Source organism: Bacillus sp. PK6-026, assembly GCF_054161455.1.
Genome location: NZ_CP096418.1, coordinates 1,803,426 through 1,820,318 on the forward strand (window position 1 = coordinate 1,803,426; position 16,893 = coordinate 1,820,318).

The following is a 16,893-nucleotide window of genomic DNA, read 5'->3' on the forward strand; positions in this document are numbered from 1 at the left end:
GTTCTTTGAATAGGAGGAACAAATTTGATTAAACGGTATACTTGTCAAAATGGGGTAAGAATCGTATTCGAAAACAATCCCACTGTCCGGTCTGTGGCCATCGGAGTTTGGATTGGAACCGGATCAAGACATGAAACACCTGAAATTAACGGTATTTCGCACTTTCTTGAGCACATGTTTTTCAAAGGGACTAAAACGCGCACTGCAAGGGACATCGCAGAGTCTTTCGACAGAATCGGCGGACAGGTCAACGCGTTTACCTCAAAGGAATATACGTGCTATTACGCCAAAGTTCTCGATGAGCATGCAAGCTATGCTCTGGAAGTGCTTTCTGACATGTTCTTTCATTCATCATTTGACGAGGAAGAATTGAAAAAAGAAAAAAACGTCGTCTATGAAGAGATTAAAATGTATGAGGACACGCCTGACGACATCGTCCACGATCTCTTGAGCAAAGCGTCATTCGGCAGCCATTCCCTCGGTTATCCGATCCTCGGCACAGAGGAGACGCTTGCTGAATTTGACGGAGATTCGCTCAGAAAATATATGGACGAATATTACACGCCTGACCGCGTCGTCATTTCGATAGCCGGAAATGTGCCGGAAGCTTTTATAAAAGAAGCTGAAAAGCACTTTGGCTCATATGAAGCCAAAGGCAAAAGAACCGGCATGACAAAACCGGATTTTCATCATGAGAAAATGACGCGCAAAAAAGAAACCGAACAGGCTCACCTCTGTCTCGGCTTTAACGGGCTGGAAGCAGGTCACCCGGAAATCTACGATTTGATCGTTCTCAATAATATTTTGGGAGGGAGCATGAGCAGCCGCCTCTTTCAGGATGTCCGGGAAGATAAAGGTCTTGCATATTCCGTGTTCAGCTACCACACTTCCTATGAAGACAGCGGCATGATGACGATCTACGCCGGAACCGGCGCAAATCAGCTTCAGCTTCTGTCAGAAACGATTCATGAAACACTGCATGTGCTGAAAAGCGACGGAATTACACCGAAAGAGCTTGAAAACAGCAAAGAGCAAATGAAAGGCAGCCTGATGCTCAGTCTCGAAAGCACAAACAGCAAAATGAGCCGCAACGGCAAAAATGAGCTTTTGCTCGGCAAACACCGGACGCTTGATGAAATCATCGAAAAGTTGAATGCCGTCAGCCTTGAGCGTGTGAACAATCTTGCCAACCGGATTTTCACCGATGATTACTCGTCTGCATTGATCAGCCCGTCGGGTGAGCTGCCGAAATAATACCTCGTTAAAACATGCTTGTCTTTTTAGGCAGGCATGTTTTTTGTTATCGGTTCATACATCATAACAAAAGGGGGTTTTTTCATGAGGCTGAGTGAGCTTTCGGGAAAAGAAATCGTCGATGTTAAGCGGGCTGAACGGCTTGGCGTACTGGGGCAGACGGATCTTGAGATCAATGAGCAGGACGGACAGATTACCGCTCTTATTATCCCTTCTGTAAAATGGTTCGGACTTGGCAGAAAACAGGGGAATGACATCAAGGTGCCCTGGTCGCAAATTCAAAAAATCGGATCGGATATGATCATTTTGGATGTGCCGGAAAGCAGCGTGACAAAAGAAGAATAAGCAAGCCTAGAACACCCGCCCGTCCCTTGGGGCGGGCTTTTTGTTTTTCTGGATTTCAATTCACCGCTATTTCCTTTTTGTCATATGATGAAATTAGCTTATGAATTAGATCCTTGTCAAAAAAGAAGGTGAATGTTAGAGCCATGTTAACCGGATTAACGATTGCAATCATCGGCGGCGATGCAAGGCAGCTCGAGATCATCCGCAAGCTGACGGAACAGGATGCAAAGGTCTTTTTAATCGGTTTTGACCAGCTTGATCACGGGTTTACCGGAGCTACAAAACTAAAGCTGAACGAACTCGACTTTGGCACAATAGACAGCATTATTCTGCCTGTATCAGGCACATCGATGGAAGGAACGGTTGCGACTGTTTTTTCCAATGAAAAAGTGGTGTTAAAACAGGAACATTTAGAAAAAACTCCGCCTCACTGTGCGATTTATTCAGGGATTTCAAACCAGTATTTAGACGGCATGGCCAAAGGGGCAAACCGCCGTCTTGTCAAGCTCTTTGAAAGAGACGATATTGCGATTTACAACTCGATACCTACAGTCGAAGGTGCCATTATGATGGCCATACAGCATACAGACTTTACGATTCACGGCTCGAATGTGATGGTTCTCGGGCTCGGGCGGACGGGAATGAGCATCAGCCGGTCGTTCTCGGCGCTCGGAGCACGCGTAAAAGTCGGAGCGCGCGACTCCGCCCACCTCGCCAGAATCTTGGAGATGGGCCTCACTCCTTTCCACACAAACGAACTTGCAGAGCATGTTGAAAATATCGACATTTGCATCAATACCATTCCAAGCCTGATTCTCGATAAACACGTCCTCTCACGAATGACACCCAGAACATTAATTCTCGATTTAGCAACCCGTCCCGGAGGCACCGATTTTGATTTTGCTGAAAAGCAAGGCATTAAAGCGCTGCTTGCTCCGGGACTCCCCGGGATCGTCGCGCCTAAAACGGCGGGACAGATTATTGCCAATGTTTTGTGCAACCTTTTGTCTGAATTAACAACCGACCGAAAGGGGCTGTCATAATGTCGATCAAAGGAAAAAGAATCGGATTTGGTCTGACGGGTTCACATTGCACGTATGATGCTGTATTTCCGCAAATCGAAGCGCTGATCAACAATGGAGCTGAAGTGAGACCGGTCGTCACACATACTGTCAAGTCGACGGACACACGCTTTGGAGAAGGAGAAGAATGGGTCAGGAGAATAGAGGAACTAACTGGATTTAAAGTCATTGATTCCATTCCGAAAGCGGAGCCTCTCGGACCGAAAACTCCGCTGGACTGCATGGTTGTTGCGCCACTGACGGGAAATTCGATGAGCAAGCTCGCAAACGCCCAGACGGACAGTCCGGTTCTCATGGCGGCCAAGGCGACGATGAGAAACTCCCGTCCCGTCGTCCTCGGTATTTCAACGAATGATGCGCTCGGCTTGAACGGCGTCAACTTGATGAGGCTGATGGCGGCAAAAAACGTTTACTTTATTCCGTTCGGCCAGGATGATCCTTATAAAAAGCCGAATTCGCTCGTCGCCAAAATGGATCTTTTAGTGCCGGCGGTCGAAGAAGCGCTCTCCCATAAACAAATGCAGCCTATCCTGGTCCACAGTGATCAATAAATCTTTTGAAAATAAAGTTGTAACAAAAAATATCAATCACCACGGCACACATCTATGTTAAAATAAAATGTAAAATGCATAGTCAACCAATCGTTTACGACGATTAAGGTGGAAGGAGTTTTACAATTGGGCAGAGGATTACATGTAGCAGTAGTTGGTGCGACAGGCGCTGTAGGACAGCAAATGTTAAAAACACTAGAAGACAGGAATTTTGAACTGGATAAACTGACTTTATTATCCTCAAAACGTTCAGCAGGTACGAAGCAGACTTTCAAAGGCGAAGAGTACACTGTAGAAGAAGCTCGTCCAGAGAGCTTTGAAGGCGTCAACATCGCGCTTTTCAGCGCTGGGGGAAGCGTTTCGCAGGCGCTTGCTCACGAGGCTGTCAAACGCGGGGCGATCGTTATTGATAATACGAGCGCGTTCCGAATGGACCAAAACACTCCGCTCGTCGTACCTGAGGTCAATGAGGCAGATTTGCACAAGCACAACGGCATTATTGCAAATCCGAACTGTTCAACAATCCAGATGGTTGTTGCGCTCGAACCGATCCGCAAGGCTTTCGGTTTAAACAAAATCATCGTGTCGACTTATCAGGCGGTGTCGGGAGCCGGAAACGAAGCGGTAAAAGAGCTCTACGGGCAAACCGAAGCCATTTTGAACGACAAACCGTTCGAGCCTGAGATCATGCCGGTGAAGAGTGATGAAAAACACTACCAAATCGCATTTAACGCTATTCCTCAAATCGATAAATTTCAGGAAAACGGCTTTACGTTTGAGGAAATGAAAATGATAAATGAAACGAAAAAAATCATGCACATGCCTGAGCTTCAAGTTTCAGCCACATGTGTCAGACTGCCGGTTGCAACAGGGCATTCAGAATCCGTCTACATCGAAACAGACCGTGATGATGTGACAGCAGAAGATATTAAAAATCTGTTAAAAGAAGCTCCAGGCGTCGTTCTGCAGGATGATCCGGCTGAACAGGTCTATCCGATGCCTGCAGATGCAGTAGGAAAAAGAGACGTGTTTGTCGGCCGGGTGAGAAAAGACCTTGACCGCCCGAACGGTTTCCATCTGTGGATCGTTTCCGACAACCTGCTGAAAGGCGCAGCATGGAATTCCGTACAAATCGCAGAAAGCCTAAAAGCTTTAAATTTAGTTTAAGATTTCTAACGGGATGTGAGAAGAGAGTGAGGCAAAAATGAAAGCCTGCTCTCTTCTGTTACGTCCGAAATCAACTTGGAGTGAAATAAAGTGAAAATCATCGTTCAAAAATTCGGCGGAACGTCTGTAAAAGATGACCGCGGCAGAAAGCTTGCCTTAAGCCATATTCAGGAAGCGGTCAATGAAGGATACAAAGCGGTTGTCGTCGTATCGGCCATGGGCCGGAAAGGCGATCCGTATGCGACTGATTCATTGCTTGATCTGCTTTACGGCGGACAGGATACGATTACCGAGCGCGAGCAGGATATGCTTTTATCATGCGGAGAAACGATTTCCTCTGTTGTGTTCGCCAGCATGCTTTTGGAAAACGGGATTAAAGCAGCTGCTTTAACCGGTGCGCAAGCGGGCTTTTTAACGGACAACAACCATACGAATGCAAAGATTCTCGAAATGAAGCCGGAGCGGCTTGTCAGCATGCTGGCCGACCATGATGCGGTTGTCGTCGCAGGCTTCCAAGGCGCGACTGCAAAAGGGGACATTACAACGATCGGCCGCGGCGGAAGCGATACATCGGCCGCTGCGCTCGGTGCGGCGCTGGACGCGGAATTTATCGATATTTATACAGATGTCGAAGGCGTCATGACCGCTGATCCGCGCATCGTTGAGAAAGCGAAGCCACTGCCTGTGATTACCTATACGGAAATCTGTAATTTAGCCTATCAGGGGGCCAAGGTGATCCACCCGAGAGCCGTTGAAATCGCAATGCAGGCGAAAGTGCCGATCCGCGTGCGTTCAACCTATTCAAACGAGACGGGCACGCTCGTCACAAGCCATCACAACTCAAAAGCCGGAAGCGACGTTTTTGAGCGGCTTATCACTGGCATCGCCCATGTGAAAGACGTGACACAGTTTAAAGTCCCGGCAAAAGAAGGACAATATAACGTACAGACTGAAGTGTTTAAAGCGATGGCGAATGCCGGCATCAGCGTCGATTTCTTCAATATTACACCAAGTGAAATTGTCTACACGGTGGCTGGAAACATGACCGACCGCGCCTCTGGCATCCTGAAAGAATTGGGCTATGAACCGGCCGTGACAAGAAATTGCGCGAAAGTGTCAGCAGTTGGCGCGGGAATTATGGGCGTTCCGGGCGTTACCTCAAAAATCGTTACCGCTTTATCAGAAAAAGGCATTCCGATCTTGCAGTCTGCTGACAGCCATACGACGATATGGGTGCTCGTGCACGAGAAAAATATGGCGACGGCCGTGAATGCGTTGCATGAAGTGTTTGAACTGTCAAAATAAATATGATTGAATCATGATGAGGTGAAAAAAATGAATTTCGGAAATATCGCAACCGCAATGGTTACGCCCTTTGACAAAAATGAAAATATCGATTTTCAAAAACTGTCAAAGCTGATCGATTATTTAATAAACAATGGGACGGATTCCCTGGTGGTTGCCGGAACAACCGGAGAATCGCCGACGCTTTCCGAAGAAGAAAAGGTAGCGCTCATTCAATATTCCGTCAAGGAAGCGGCAGGCCGCGTCCCGATCATCGCCGGCACGGGAAGCAACAACACGAAAGCGTCGATCAAGCTGACGAAAAAAGCTGAAGAAGCCGGCGCTGACGCCGTCATGCTCGTCACTCCGTACTACAACAAGCCTTCTCAGGAAGGCATGTACCGCCATTTCAGAGCGATTGCGGAGGAAACGTCACTGCCTGTCATGCTTTATAATGTACCGGGAAGAACGGCTGCTTCGCTCGCACCGGAAACGACGATCCGCCTTGCGGAGATCCCGAATATCATTGCGATTAAAGAAGCGAGCGGCGACTTAGATGCGATTACAAAAATCGTAGCTGAAACCCCTGAGGACTTTGCCGTTTATTCAGGAGATGACAGCCTGACACTGCCGGCCTTGTCCGTAGGAGCGAGAGGAATCGTTTCCGTTGCATCACATATCATCGGACCGGAAATGCAGGAAATGATCAAACATTATACAGAGGGGAACACGGCTCAGGCTGCTTTGATCCACCAAAAGCTGCTTCCGCTGATGAAAGGGCTTTTTGCCGCACCGAATCCGTCTCCATTAAAGACGGCTCTTCAGCTGAAGGGTCTTGATGTCGGGTCCGTCCGGCTCCCTTTGATTCCGCTAAATGAAGATGAACGACTCCGTTTAAGCAGCCTGATGAACGGCCTGTAAAAAACAATACGGACGAAAACGGTCATTCTCTTTTGGAGGGGATGACCGTTTGTCATATACATAATGGTTCTTGTTTTCTAAATTTAGATTCAGGTATAATAGGGACAAGTGATGGTGGACGGGTACTTAGATTAGGAGGATTACAATTTGAAAAAAAATACAGAAAATATTAGAATTATCGCCTTAGGAGGCGTCGGAGAGATCGGAAAAAACCTTTATGTCATTGAAATCGATTCTGACATATTCGTGGTTGACGCCGGTCTCATGCATCCAGAAAATGAAATGCTGGGTATCGATGTGGTCATTCCTGACATTTCATATTTAATTGAACGATCTGACCGCGTAAAGGCGATTTTTCTCACACACGGGCATGAGGAAAACATCGGCGGCGTATTTTACTGCCTGAACAAACTTTCTGTGCCTGTTTACGGAACGAAGCTGACGCTCGCCCTTTTAAAGGAAACGCTGAAGCAGTACGGTGTAAACAAAAAGCCCGATTTAAGAGAAATTCATTCAAAATCTGTTATTACATTTGAATCGACAAAGGTGTCATTCTTTAAAACAAATCACAGCATTCCGGATTCCGTCGGTGTCAGCTTTAAAACATCCCTCGGGTCCATCGTGTGCACTGGCGATTTTAAATTTGACCAGACACCTGTTTTAAACCAGACAAGCGACATCGGCGAAATTGCCAAAATCGGCAACAGCGGTGTGCTGTGCCTGCTTTCCGACAGTGCCAATGCTGAGAAACCGGGCTATACGCCTTCAGAAGCAGTCGTCGGCGGAGAGATATCCGATGTAATGTACAATGCCGAAAACCGCGTCATTATTGCCGTGTTCGCGTCTAACTTTAACCGGATTCAGCAGGTCATTGATGCTGCGCTCCAAAACGGCAGGAAGCTTGCGGTTTCAGGAAAAAATATTTCGACGATACTCCAGCTGGCGATGAAGCTCGGGTATGTCACGGCAGATGAAGATCTGTTCATCCCTGTCCAGGAAGTTAAAAAGTATCCGAAAAGAGAAGTCGCGATTTTGACAGGGGACAACCATGGAGAGCCGCTCGCCGCATTGACCAGGATCGCAAAACAAGGGCATAAGCAGCTCGACATTGAGAAAGGGGATACCGTCCTGATCGCATCCTCCCCTATTCCGGGTCAGGAGCTTGTCTACTCCAAAGCGGTCGACCTCTTAACAAGAGCGGGCGCGCAGGTCGTTTTCGCCCAAAAACGCGTCCATGTATCAGGCCATGGCTGTCAGGAAGAACTGAAGCTGATGCTCAACCTGCTGAAGCCGAAGTATTTAATCCCCGTAAACGGTGAATACAGAATGCAAAAAGCGCATTCCAAGCTTGCCGAAGAAATCGGTATGAAACGGAGCGACATTTTCCTGATTGAAAAAGGAGACGTCGTGGAATTCCGCGGACAAAACGTGAAAATCGGCGATAAAGTGCATTCAGGCAATATTTTGATCGATGGACTCGGTGTCGGCGACATCGGCAATATCGTGCTCAGAGACCGCCGTCTTCTGTCCCAGGACGGAATCTTAATCGTTGTGATTACCCTTGATAAAAAGAAAAAACATCTTGTATCAGGACCCGAAATTATCACGAGAGGTTTTGTCTATGTCAGAGAATCTGAACAGCTGATCGTTGAAGCGACGGAACTTGTCAGGGAACTCGTCAACGAAAGCACAGAAAACGCCGTCGTCGAATGGTCCGCCTTAAAACAGGCGATGCGTGACGCACTAAACCAGTTCCTATACGAAAAAACGAAACGAAAACCAATGATCATTCCAATCATCATGGAAGTATAAAACCAAGAGATTTCTCTTGGTTTTTTTTCATGCCTTTTGCGTTGAATGAAAAAAACGCCATTGTCCATAATACAAAAGAAACTCGAGAAAGAGGTGAGCCAGATGGACTCAAACCGGATACAAAACGGGGACAGCCAGGGGGAGCAGCCGGCTAAGCCGGACGCAAAAGACAGTCTCGTCAACAAAATCCAGCAGCTCGGCGAAACGACACTCCCGCAAATGGGTCAGGATACCAACATTCACTGTCTGACCATTATCGGGCAAATTGAAGGTCACGTACAGCTTCCTCCCCAAAATAAAACAACAAAATATGAACACGTGATTCCCCAGATCGTTGCAGTAGAGCAGAATCCTAAAATCGAAGGGCTGCTCATCATCTTAAACACGGTCGGAGGAGACGTTGAAGCGGGTCTTGCGATTGCGGAAATGCTGGCGTCTCTGTCAAAGCCGACGGTCTCTATCGTGCTGGGCGGCGGACATTCAATCGGAGTTCCAATTGCGGTGTCCTGCGACCACAGCTATATCGCTGAAACAGCGACGATGACGATCCATCCGGTCAGACTGACAGGGCTTGTCATCGGTGTGCCGCAGACATTTGAGTATCTCGATAAAATGCAGGAAAGGGTCATCAATTTCGTGACAAGTCATTCGAACATATCGGAAGACAAATTTAAAGAACTGATGTTTTCAAAAGGCAATTTGACCCGCGATATCGGGACGAATGTCGTAGGAAACGATGCCGTGAAATACGGATTAATCGATGAAACCGGCGGAGTCGGACAGGCGATTCAAAAGCTGAATGAATTAATCGAACAAAACAAAGGCGCCCAGGAAGGGATGATCCAATGATTCTGTATACGACAATGCCGCAGGAAATCGTGTTCGCAGGGCAGGCGGAAAACTCGAACTTAAAACAGATCGATGTCAACGGCGTGCCCCTTTTAGTCGAAATGAACGGAGAGGAAGCAAGAGTCGTCCAAGTTCTCAGCACGAACCCGATGGATTTTTTAAAACAAGAAACAGCACCTGGGCAGACGCTTAAACTGACATTTTATAAATAGCTGAAGTGTCGCAAGGATAAATATGCTATAATAGGGGAATCCAGAGGAAAATCGCAGCCGAAAAAAGGCTGCTTTCTCTTTGTTTTTACATTTTTTAACACGCAGTAAGGTGATGGAACATGGCAAAAAGAAAACGAAAATCAACAAAGAAACAAAAACAAGGAAAAAAACGGATTCATCTTAAATTTGAATTGTACGGATTAATCTGTATCGCCATCTCGATTATTGCGGTTTTGCAGCTTGGCGTAGCAGGGCAAACGTTCATTTACATGTTCCGCTTTTTCGCCGGTGAATGGTTCATCCTTTGCTTTCTCGGCCTTTTTTTAACGGGTGTGTCTTTATTTTGGAAGAAGAAAACACCCAGTTTTTTAACAAGGAGAAAAGCGGGCCTTTACTGCATCATCGCAAGCATGCTGCTTCTTTCCCATGTCCAGCTGTTTCAGCATTTGACCGAAAGGGGAATCGTTCAGTCTCCGAGCGTAATCCAAAATACGTGGGAGCTGTTTCTGATGGATGTAAAAGGCGAGACAGGATCACCTGATCTTGGAGGCGGAATGATTGGAGCCGTTTTATTTGCGGCGTCATACTTTCTGTTTGCATCTGCAGGGTCTAAAATCATCGCCGTCTTCCTGATCTTGATCGGCCTTCTTTTGATTACGGACCGTTCGTTGCAGGAGACGCTGATCAAATGGATGACCCCGGTCGCCTCCTTCATTAAAAACCAGTGGCAGGCCTTTTTAGCAGACATTAAACAATTGAAAAGCAGTTCGCCCAAAAAGAAATCAGGAAAAAAACAAAAGGCGCAGAGAAAACCGAAAGTGTCTGAAGAGCCTGTACAAGAAGCGGAGCTTGATCCAGATCCGGTGATTCAGTCAGAACCGATTATTTCAAGCTTTTCCGACCGTGATGAAAAACCCGAAGTTCAAGCGTACGAAGCTCAGGCGCCTGCCCCTGCCGAGCATTCTCCTGAGCCTGAAGCCGGTGAGGACATGCAGGCTACAGGCGCGCCCGAGATCACGTTCACAGAGCTTGAAAACAAGGATTATCAGCTTCCGTCGATTCAATTGCTGGATGAGCCGAAGCACACAGGGCAGCAGGCGGATAAAAAGAATATTTACGACAATGCCAGGAAGCTGGAAAAGACGTTTCAAAGCTTTGGAGTTAAGGCGAAAGTCACCCAGGTTCATCTCGGCCCGGCCGTAACGAAATATGAAGTCTATCCTGATGTGGGCGTCAAAGTCAGCAAAATTGTCAATTTAAGTGATGACTTGGCTCTTGCGCTCGCGGCCAAAGATATCCGCATCGAAGCCCCGATTCCCGGAAAATCGGCGATTGGAATCGAAGTCCCGAATGCGGAAGTCGCGATGGTTTCCTTGAAAGAAGTGCTCGAATCGAAACTGAATGACCGGCCGGATGCAAAGCTGATGATCGGACTCGGCCGGAACATTTCCGGAGAAGCTGTATTGGCAGAGCTGAACAAAATGCCCCATCTTCTTGTTGCAGGAGCGACAGGAAGCGGGAAAAGCGTCTGTGTCAACGGGATTATTACAAGCATTTTGATGAGGGCAAAGCCCCACGAAGTGAAGATGATGATGATCGACCCGAAAATGGTCGAGCTCAACGTCTACAACGGGATTCCGCATTTGCTCGCGCCCGTCGTGACAGATCCGAAAAAAGCATCGCAGGCTTTGAAGAAAGTCGTCAACGAAATGGAGCGGCGCTACGAATTGTTTTCTCACACGGGAACGAGAAATATCGAAGGGTATAACGACTATATTAAACGGATGAATGCCGCAGAAGAAGCAAAGCAGCCGGAGCTGCCATACATCATTGTGATCGTGGACGAGCTTGCCGACCTGATGATGGTCGCTTCCTCTGATGTGGAAGACTCGATCACAAGGCTTTCGCAAATGGCAAGGGCGGCGGGAATCCATCTGATCATCGCGACGCAGCGGCCTTCGGTCGATGTCATTACAGGGGTTATTAAAGCCAATATTCCGTCAAGGATCGCTTTCAGCGTATCGTCGCAGACAGACTCCAGAACGATTCTTGATATGGGAGGCGCTGAAAAACTTCTCGGCAGAGGGGACATGCTGTTCCTGCCTGTCGGCGCCAACAAACCGCTCCGCGTCCAAGGGGCCTTCCTGTCAGATGAAGAAGTTGAAAAAGTTGTCGATCACGTCATCACCCAGCAAAAAGCCCAATACCAAGAAGAAATGATTCCAGAAGAGACGCAGGAAACGGTCAGCGAAGTGACAGACGATCTTTACGACGAAGCGGTTGCGCTTGTCGTCAGTATGCAGACGGCGTCCGTGTCCATGCTGCAAAGGAGATTCCGCATCGGCTACACAAGAGCGGCGCGGCTTATCGATGCCATGGAAGAGCGGGGAATCGTCGGCCCTTATGAAGGTTCAAAGCCCCGTGAAGTCCTCTTGTCAAAAGAGCAATATGAAGAACTCTCTTCTTAAGAAGAGAGTTCTTGTTTTACATAATTTCATTATGTAAACTGGAAAACGTCTATTTATTTATTTGACAAAACATGATATAGTTATCCTCAATTAAAGGTAATTTGAATCTGATCTGTCAGACGGAGGGAAAACATGTCGATAAAAGCTGACAATCAACGGTTATGTTTAAAAGTGATTGATCGGATAAAAGATGATATTCAAAATGGGGTCTTTTGCGAGAATGAACGGCTCCCGTCTGAGTTTGAGCTGTCAAAGATGCTTGGTGTGAGCAGAACGGCTTTGCGTGAAGCGCTTAGAATGCTGGAAGAAGAAAACGTCATCATCAGAAGGCACGGGGTCGGATGCTTTGTAAATGCCAGACCGTTATTTCTATCTGGTATTGAGCAGCTGAACAGCGTCACAAAAATGATCGAGCAGGCAAGCATGACGCCGGGAACCATTTTTATGTCTTCACAGGTTACCGCTCCTACCGAAGAAGATATGCTCCGGTTTCAATATGCGGAAGAAACCGAGATCTTTTTGCTTGAGCGGGTGAGAACGGCAAATGGAATGCCTGTTGTCTACTGTCTTGATAAAATACCTGTGGATATCCTCCCGGAAGGCTTTTCACACGAGCAGGAATCGATGTTTGAATGGCTTGAGGACAAATCCGGCGCCGTGATCAGCTATGCTGTTGCCGATATTGTGCCGATCGGGTATCACGACACCATTTCTCAAATTCTCGAATGCGATCCTGAAACATCTTTGCTGCTGCTCAAACAGACTCATTATGACCAAAACGATAAGCCCGTTTTATATTCTTTAAACTATTTTCGGGCCGATAAATTCAGATTTCACGTCGTCAGAAAACGTTTTTGATATACGGGCGCTCGATTAGGAGCGGCTGTTTTTTTTTGCCCATTAGCGCCCATACATAAATAAGCCCGCAACACGGAACAATAACAGATGGAAATACTGATGAATTGGGTGAAAAAAAGTTGAGCAGAAAAAAAGACATGAAAAGCATTGTTGCGCTGTCTTCGGTCCCGCTTGTGATGACGCTAGGCAATTCGATGTTGATTCCGGTTTTGCCGATGATCGAAAAAAAATTAAACATTTCTTCGTTCCAAGTGTCGCTGATCATCACGGTTTACTCTATCGTGGCGATTTTATGCATCCCGATTACCGGCTATATGTCAGACCGGTTCGGAAGAAAAAAGATCATGCTCCCATGTCTTGTAATCGCGGGAGCTGGAGGAGCTTTGGCAGGTTTGGCTTCAACTTTTTTCGAAGATCCGTTTGCGATGATTTTAGCCGGGCGCGTCCTTCAAGGTATCGGATCAGCCGGCGCAGCGCCGATCGTCATGCCGTTTATCGGCGATCTTTTTCAAAATGATGAAGAAATCAGCGCGGGACTCGGAGATATAGAGACGGCCAATACTGCCGGTAAAGTATTAAGCCCGATATTAGGGGCTTTTTTAGCATCTTGGGTTTGGTACATGCCATTTTGGTTTATTCCGGTCGTGTCTCTTGCCAGCTTTTTTCTCGTCTTGTTCTTTGTTCCCAAACCGAAGGACAAAGATGATGAAAAGCAAACATTAAAAAACTTCGCAAAAAACGTAAAGGAGATATTTAAACGGGAAGGACGATGGCTTGTTTCCATTTTTGTCATCGGCGGGATCATTATGTTTCTTTTATTCGGAGTTCTCTTCTACCTGTCGGATACATTGGAGAAGCAGCATCAAATTGACGGGATTGCAAAAGGAGCGCTTCTCAGCATTCCGCTGCTTTTCCTTTCCGTCAGCTCCTACCTTGCCGGAAAGCTGATCGGAAACGACAAAATCAGAATGAAGGCCTGCGTACTGACCGGCATGGTCCTGCTGTCTCTGTCGTTTGCCGGTTTGTGGTGGAACCACAGCTTTTACCCGCTGTTTTTATTTATGTCCATCGGCGGCATCGGGATCGGAATTGCACTCCCTTCTTTGGATGCGCTGATTACCGAGGGAATTGAAAAAGAAGAACGCGGCACGATATCTTCGTTTTACAACAGTATGCGGTTTATCGGGGTTGCGCTCGGACCGCCGGTTTTCGCCTATATGATGACAAATGCGGATTGGCTGATATTCATCGTATCGCTTTTGTGCGGTTTAGCCGCCTTAGCGCTTGTGCTGTTTAATATCGACCCGAAAGAAGACGAAAGTGAAGCGGCAAAGACGGTGTAAATCTGCACCGTCTTTTTCATAAGGTTTTTAGTTTCCTTAAATCTCCTCCAGTTGATATAATTACAACCATACAGTCCAAGCGCATATGCTGAAATGTGGTCATAATACATAATATAAACAAGGACGAAGGAGGTTCTATATGACATACCTTAACGAAATAAAAAGAAAGCACCGCGGATTGACAAGCCACATCGTCAAAACGGAAAAATTCAAAACCGTCTCGATTATTTTTAAAATGCTTGCTCCTTTAACAAAGGAAGATGTGACAGAGAGGGCGCTTTTTCCGCATGTGCTTTTGCGGGGAACGGGCACCCGCCCCAAAACTTCAGAACTCAGAATGTATCTTGATGAACTTTACGGCACTTCCGTATCATGCGATCTCTCCAAAAAAGGGGAAATGCATGTTATTACATTCAGGCTCGATATCGCAAACGAAAAATTTTTAAAGGATCAGACACCGCTTCTGGAAAAAGGGCTCGAGCTTTTGTCAGAGATCATTTTTTCGCCGGCGCTTGAAGACGGAGCTTTTCTGCCGCTGTACGTGTCTCAGGAAAAACGCACACTAAAGCAAAGAATACAGGCGGTATATAACGACAAAATGCGCTATTCAAATTTGAGGCTGATTCAGGTGATGTGCAAAGATGAGCCATACGCGCTTCACGTCAACGGAGAGCTTGATGATGTGGACGGCATCACGCCTCAAAGCCTGTATGAAGCTTATCAAAAAGCGGTCACAGAAGACCAGCTCGACATTTACGTCGTTGGGGATGTGGATGAACAGCAGGTGGATTCGTACATTTCCAAATACTTCGAAGTAAACGAGCGGGAGCTGAGACCCGTTCCCAAGCTTGAGCAAATCCGCGCAAAGGAGCCTCAGGAAGTCGTCGAGGATGCGGATGTCAAGCAAGGCAAGCTGAACATGGGATTTCGGACGGGAACGCATTTTACGGATGATGATTATCCGGCGCTTCAGCTGTTTAACGGTTTGTTTGGCGGATTTTCACATTCAAAGCTGTTTATTAATGTCAGGGAAAAGGCCAGCCTTGCGTATTATGCGGCTTCCAGAATCGAAAGCTTTAAAGGGCTGATGATGGTGATGTCGGGGATTGAAGTCGGCAATTATCAAAAAGCCGTCGACATCATCAAGGAGCAGTTCCAGGAAATGAAAAAAGGCAGCTTTACAGAAGAAGCGATCGACCAGACGAAAGCGGTCATTAAAAACCAGATTCTTGAAACGCTTGATACACCGTACGGCTTAGTCGAATTTATTTATCAGCAGGCTGCCGCCCAAACCGAATTTTCTCTTGAAGACTGGCTTGGACGAATCGACAACGTCAGAAAAGCCGAGATTATCGAAGTCGGGAAGAAAATCGATTTGGATACAACGTACTTTCTCAAAGGGACGGAGGGAGCATCTTGACGAAAACGATCGAATTTAAACAGCTGAAGGAATCATTATATTACGAAAAAATGCCTGGCGGCCTCGATGTCTATGTTCTTCCGAAAGAAGGATTTAACAAGACATATGCGGTCTTTACAACAAAATACGGATCGATTGACAATCAGTTTGTCCCGCTTGGAAAAGAAGAAATGGTCCGTGTGCCTGACGGAATCGCACACTTTTTGGAGCATAAGCTCTTCGAAAAAGAAGACGGCGATGTTTTTCAGCAATTCAGCAGGCAGGGAGCTTCGGCAAATGCGTTTACCTCCTTTACCAGAACGGCCTACCTGTTTTCGAGCACGTCCAACGTGGAAGAAAACTTGGAAACGCTCGTCGATTTTGTGCAGGACCCTTACTTTACGGAAAAAACGGTTGAGAAGGAAAAAGGCATCATCGGGCAGGAAATCAACATGTATGACGACAACCCAGACTGGCGTCTGTTTTTCGGCTTGATCGAAAACATGTACCAGGAGCATCCTGTCCGGATTGATATCGCAGGCACGATCGAAAGCATCTCGCATATTACAAAAGACCTTTTGTACGAATGCTATGAGACGTTCTATCACCCGAGCAATATGCTGCTGTTTGTCGTTGGTCCGGTCGATCCCGAAGCGATCATCCGCCAGGTCCGCGAAAATCAGCAGAAAAAGCCGTATACAGACCAGCCTGAAATCGTTCGCAAAGAAGTTGAAGAGCCTGGAGCAGTATTCAAAAAAGAACAGGAAATTAAAATGAATGTTCAAAGCTCAAAATGTCTCGTCGGTTTAAAAAGCGCTCATCCGATGAATACGGGAGAAGCCCTGCTGAAGCATGAGCTGACCATCAACCTCATTCTCGAGTGCCTGTTCGGCAAAAGCTCCAGCGATTATGAAAGAATTTATGAAAAAGGATATATCGATGAGACATTCAGCTATGACTATACTGAAGAACACGGATTTGGTTTCGTCTCTGTCGGCGGCGATACGCCTGAGCCCGACAAGCTTGCCGAGGAGCTGAAACAAGTGCTGTTCAAGGCGAAAGAAACGATCACAGCCGAAAAGCTGGAGCTGGCTAGAAAGAAAAAAATCGGCAATTTCTTAAAATCGATGAATTCGCCTGAGTATATCGCCAACCAGTTTACACGGTACGCTTTTCTGGAGACGAGTCTGTTTGATATCGTCACTGTACTCGAATCGATTACGCTTGAGGACGTTCACCGCGTCATTCAGGAAGAAATCGAAGAAGACAGAATCACCGTCTGCAAAGTCGTTCCAAAATCATAAAGCAAGGTCTGAAAGTTCAGCGTGTCAGGAGATTTTCCGATGCA

15 protein-coding genes are annotated in these 16,893 nt (G+C 46.8%); all 15 read left to right on the top strand.

Features of this window, described 5'->3' with window-relative positions; translation table 11 throughout:
• Positions 1-24 precede the first annotated feature (24 nt).
• A complete protein-coding gene (locus M1D59_RS09175; RefSeq protein ID WP_458117947.1) occupies positions 25-1,254 on the top strand; it encodes a M16 family metallopeptidase in 1,230 nt (409 codons plus the stop codon).
• Between the two features lie 84 nt (positions 1,255-1,338).
• A complete protein-coding gene (locus tag M1D59_RS09180) occupies positions 1,339-1,599 on the top strand; it encodes a YlmC/YmxH family sporulation protein (RefSeq protein WP_003181887.1) in 261 nt (86 codons plus the stop codon).
• A 143-nt stretch (positions 1,600-1,742) separates the two neighbouring features.
• Positions 1,743-2,642, top strand: coding sequence for a dipicolinic acid synthetase subunit A (gene dpaA, locus M1D59_RS09185; RefSeq protein ID WP_020451439.1), 900 nt, complete (start codon positions 1,743-1,745; stop codon positions 2,640-2,642).
• Entirely contained in the window at positions 2,639-3,232 is a 594-nt protein-coding gene (gene dpaB / locus M1D59_RS09190) for a dipicolinate synthase subunit B (RefSeq protein ID WP_025811418.1), read from the top strand. The genes dpaA and dpaB overlap by 4 nt, the downstream gene beginning before the upstream one ends.
• A 126-nt stretch (positions 3,233-3,358) precedes the next feature.
• A complete protein-coding gene (gene asd / locus M1D59_RS09195) occupies positions 3,359-4,399 on the top strand; it encodes an aspartate-semialdehyde dehydrogenase (protein ID WP_025811420.1) in 1,041 nt (346 codons plus the stop codon).
• A 90-nt stretch (positions 4,400-4,489) separates the two neighbouring features.
• Entirely contained in the window at positions 4,490-5,704 is a 1,215-nt protein-coding gene (gene dapG / locus M1D59_RS09200; RefSeq protein ID WP_020451442.1) for an aspartate kinase, read from the top strand.
• 30 nt (positions 5,705-5,734) lie between these two features.
• Positions 5,735-6,604 carry a 4-hydroxy-tetrahydrodipicolinate synthase gene (dapA, locus tag M1D59_RS09205; protein ID WP_020451443.1) on the top strand — a complete coding sequence of 290 codons (870 nt, stop codon included), beginning with the start codon at positions 5,735-5,737 and terminating at the stop codon, positions 6,602-6,604.
• A gap of 147 nt (positions 6,605-6,751) precedes the next feature.
• Entirely contained in the window at positions 6,752-8,416 is a 1,665-nt protein-coding gene (gene rnjB, locus M1D59_RS09210) for a ribonuclease J2 (protein ID WP_020451444.1), read from the top strand.
• A gap of 102 nt (positions 8,417-8,518) precedes the next feature.
• Positions 8,519-9,265 (top strand): ClpP family protease, encoded by a 747-nt coding sequence (locus M1D59_RS09215; protein WP_020451445.1) that lies wholly within the window; start codon positions 8,519-8,521, stop codon positions 9,263-9,265.
• Complete coding sequence (locus tag M1D59_RS09220) at positions 9,262-9,477, top strand: YlzJ-like family protein (RefSeq protein WP_003181904.1); 216 nt, start codon at positions 9,262-9,264, stop codon at positions 9,475-9,477. The genes M1D59_RS09215 and M1D59_RS09220 overlap by 4 nt, the downstream gene beginning before the upstream one ends.
• Before the next feature lie 119 nt (positions 9,478-9,596).
• The gene (locus M1D59_RS09225; protein ID WP_023857194.1) at positions 9,597-11,945 is read left to right on the top strand and encodes a DNA translocase FtsK; all 2,349 of its coding nucleotides are present in this window, start codon (positions 9,597-9,599) and stop codon (positions 11,943-11,945) included.
• Positions 11,946-12,077: 132 nt separating this feature from the next.
• Complete coding sequence (locus M1D59_RS09230) at positions 12,078-12,803, top strand: GntR family transcriptional regulator (RefSeq protein WP_020451447.1); 726 nt, start codon at positions 12,078-12,080, stop codon at positions 12,801-12,803.
• A 137-nt stretch (positions 12,804-12,940) separates the two neighbouring features.
• Entirely contained in the window at positions 12,941-14,146 is a 1,206-nt protein-coding gene (locus M1D59_RS09235; RefSeq protein WP_149208610.1) for an MFS transporter, read from the top strand.
• A gap of 139 nt (positions 14,147-14,285) precedes the next feature.
• Positions 14,286-15,566 (top strand): EF-P 5-aminopentanol modification-associated protein YfmF, encoded by a 1,281-nt coding sequence (gene yfmF / locus M1D59_RS09240; RefSeq protein ID WP_020451449.1) that lies wholly within the window; start codon positions 14,286-14,288, stop codon positions 15,564-15,566.
• On the top strand, positions 15,563-16,849 hold the full coding sequence (gene yfmH / locus M1D59_RS09245) for an EF-P 5-aminopentanol modification-associated protein YfmH (RefSeq protein ID WP_020451450.1): 1,287 nt from the start codon (positions 15,563-15,565) through the stop codon (positions 16,847-16,849). The genes yfmF and yfmH overlap by 4 nt, the downstream gene beginning before the upstream one ends.
• Positions 16,850-16,893: the final 44 nt, after the last annotated feature.

What these genes read in the sequence shown, in the direction of transcription:
- M1D59_RS09180 (WP_003181887.1), top strand. Translation starts at nt 1,339, where the DNA reads ATGAGGCTGAGTGAGCTTTCGGGAAAAGAAATCGTCGATGTTAAGCGG.
- dpaA (WP_020451439.1), top strand. Translation starts at nt 1,743, where the DNA reads ATGTTAACCGGATTAACGATTGCAATCATCGGCGGCGATGCAAGGCAG.
- dapA (WP_020451443.1), top strand. Translation starts at nt 5,735, where the DNA reads ATGAATTTCGGAAATATCGCAACCGCAATGGTTACGCCCTTTGACAAA.
- M1D59_RS09215 (WP_020451445.1), top strand. Translation starts at nt 8,519, where the DNA reads ATGGACTCAAACCGGATACAAAACGGGGACAGCCAGGGGGAGCAGCCG.
- M1D59_RS09220 (WP_003181904.1), top strand. Translation starts at nt 9,262, where the DNA reads ATGATTCTGTATACGACAATGCCGCAGGAAATCGTGTTCGCAGGGCAG.
- M1D59_RS09225 (WP_023857194.1), top strand. Translation starts at nt 9,597, where the DNA reads ATGGCAAAAAGAAAACGAAAATCAACAAAGAAACAAAAACAAGGAAAA.
- M1D59_RS09230 (WP_020451447.1), top strand. Translation starts at nt 12,078, where the DNA reads ATGTCGATAAAAGCTGACAATCAACGGTTATGTTTAAAAGTGATTGAT.
- M1D59_RS09235 (WP_149208610.1), top strand. Translation starts at nt 12,941, where the DNA reads ATGAAAAGCATTGTTGCGCTGTCTTCGGTCCCGCTTGTGATGACGCTA.
- yfmF (WP_020451449.1), top strand. Translation starts at nt 14,286, where the DNA reads ATGACATACCTTAACGAAATAAAAAGAAAGCACCGCGGATTGACAAGC.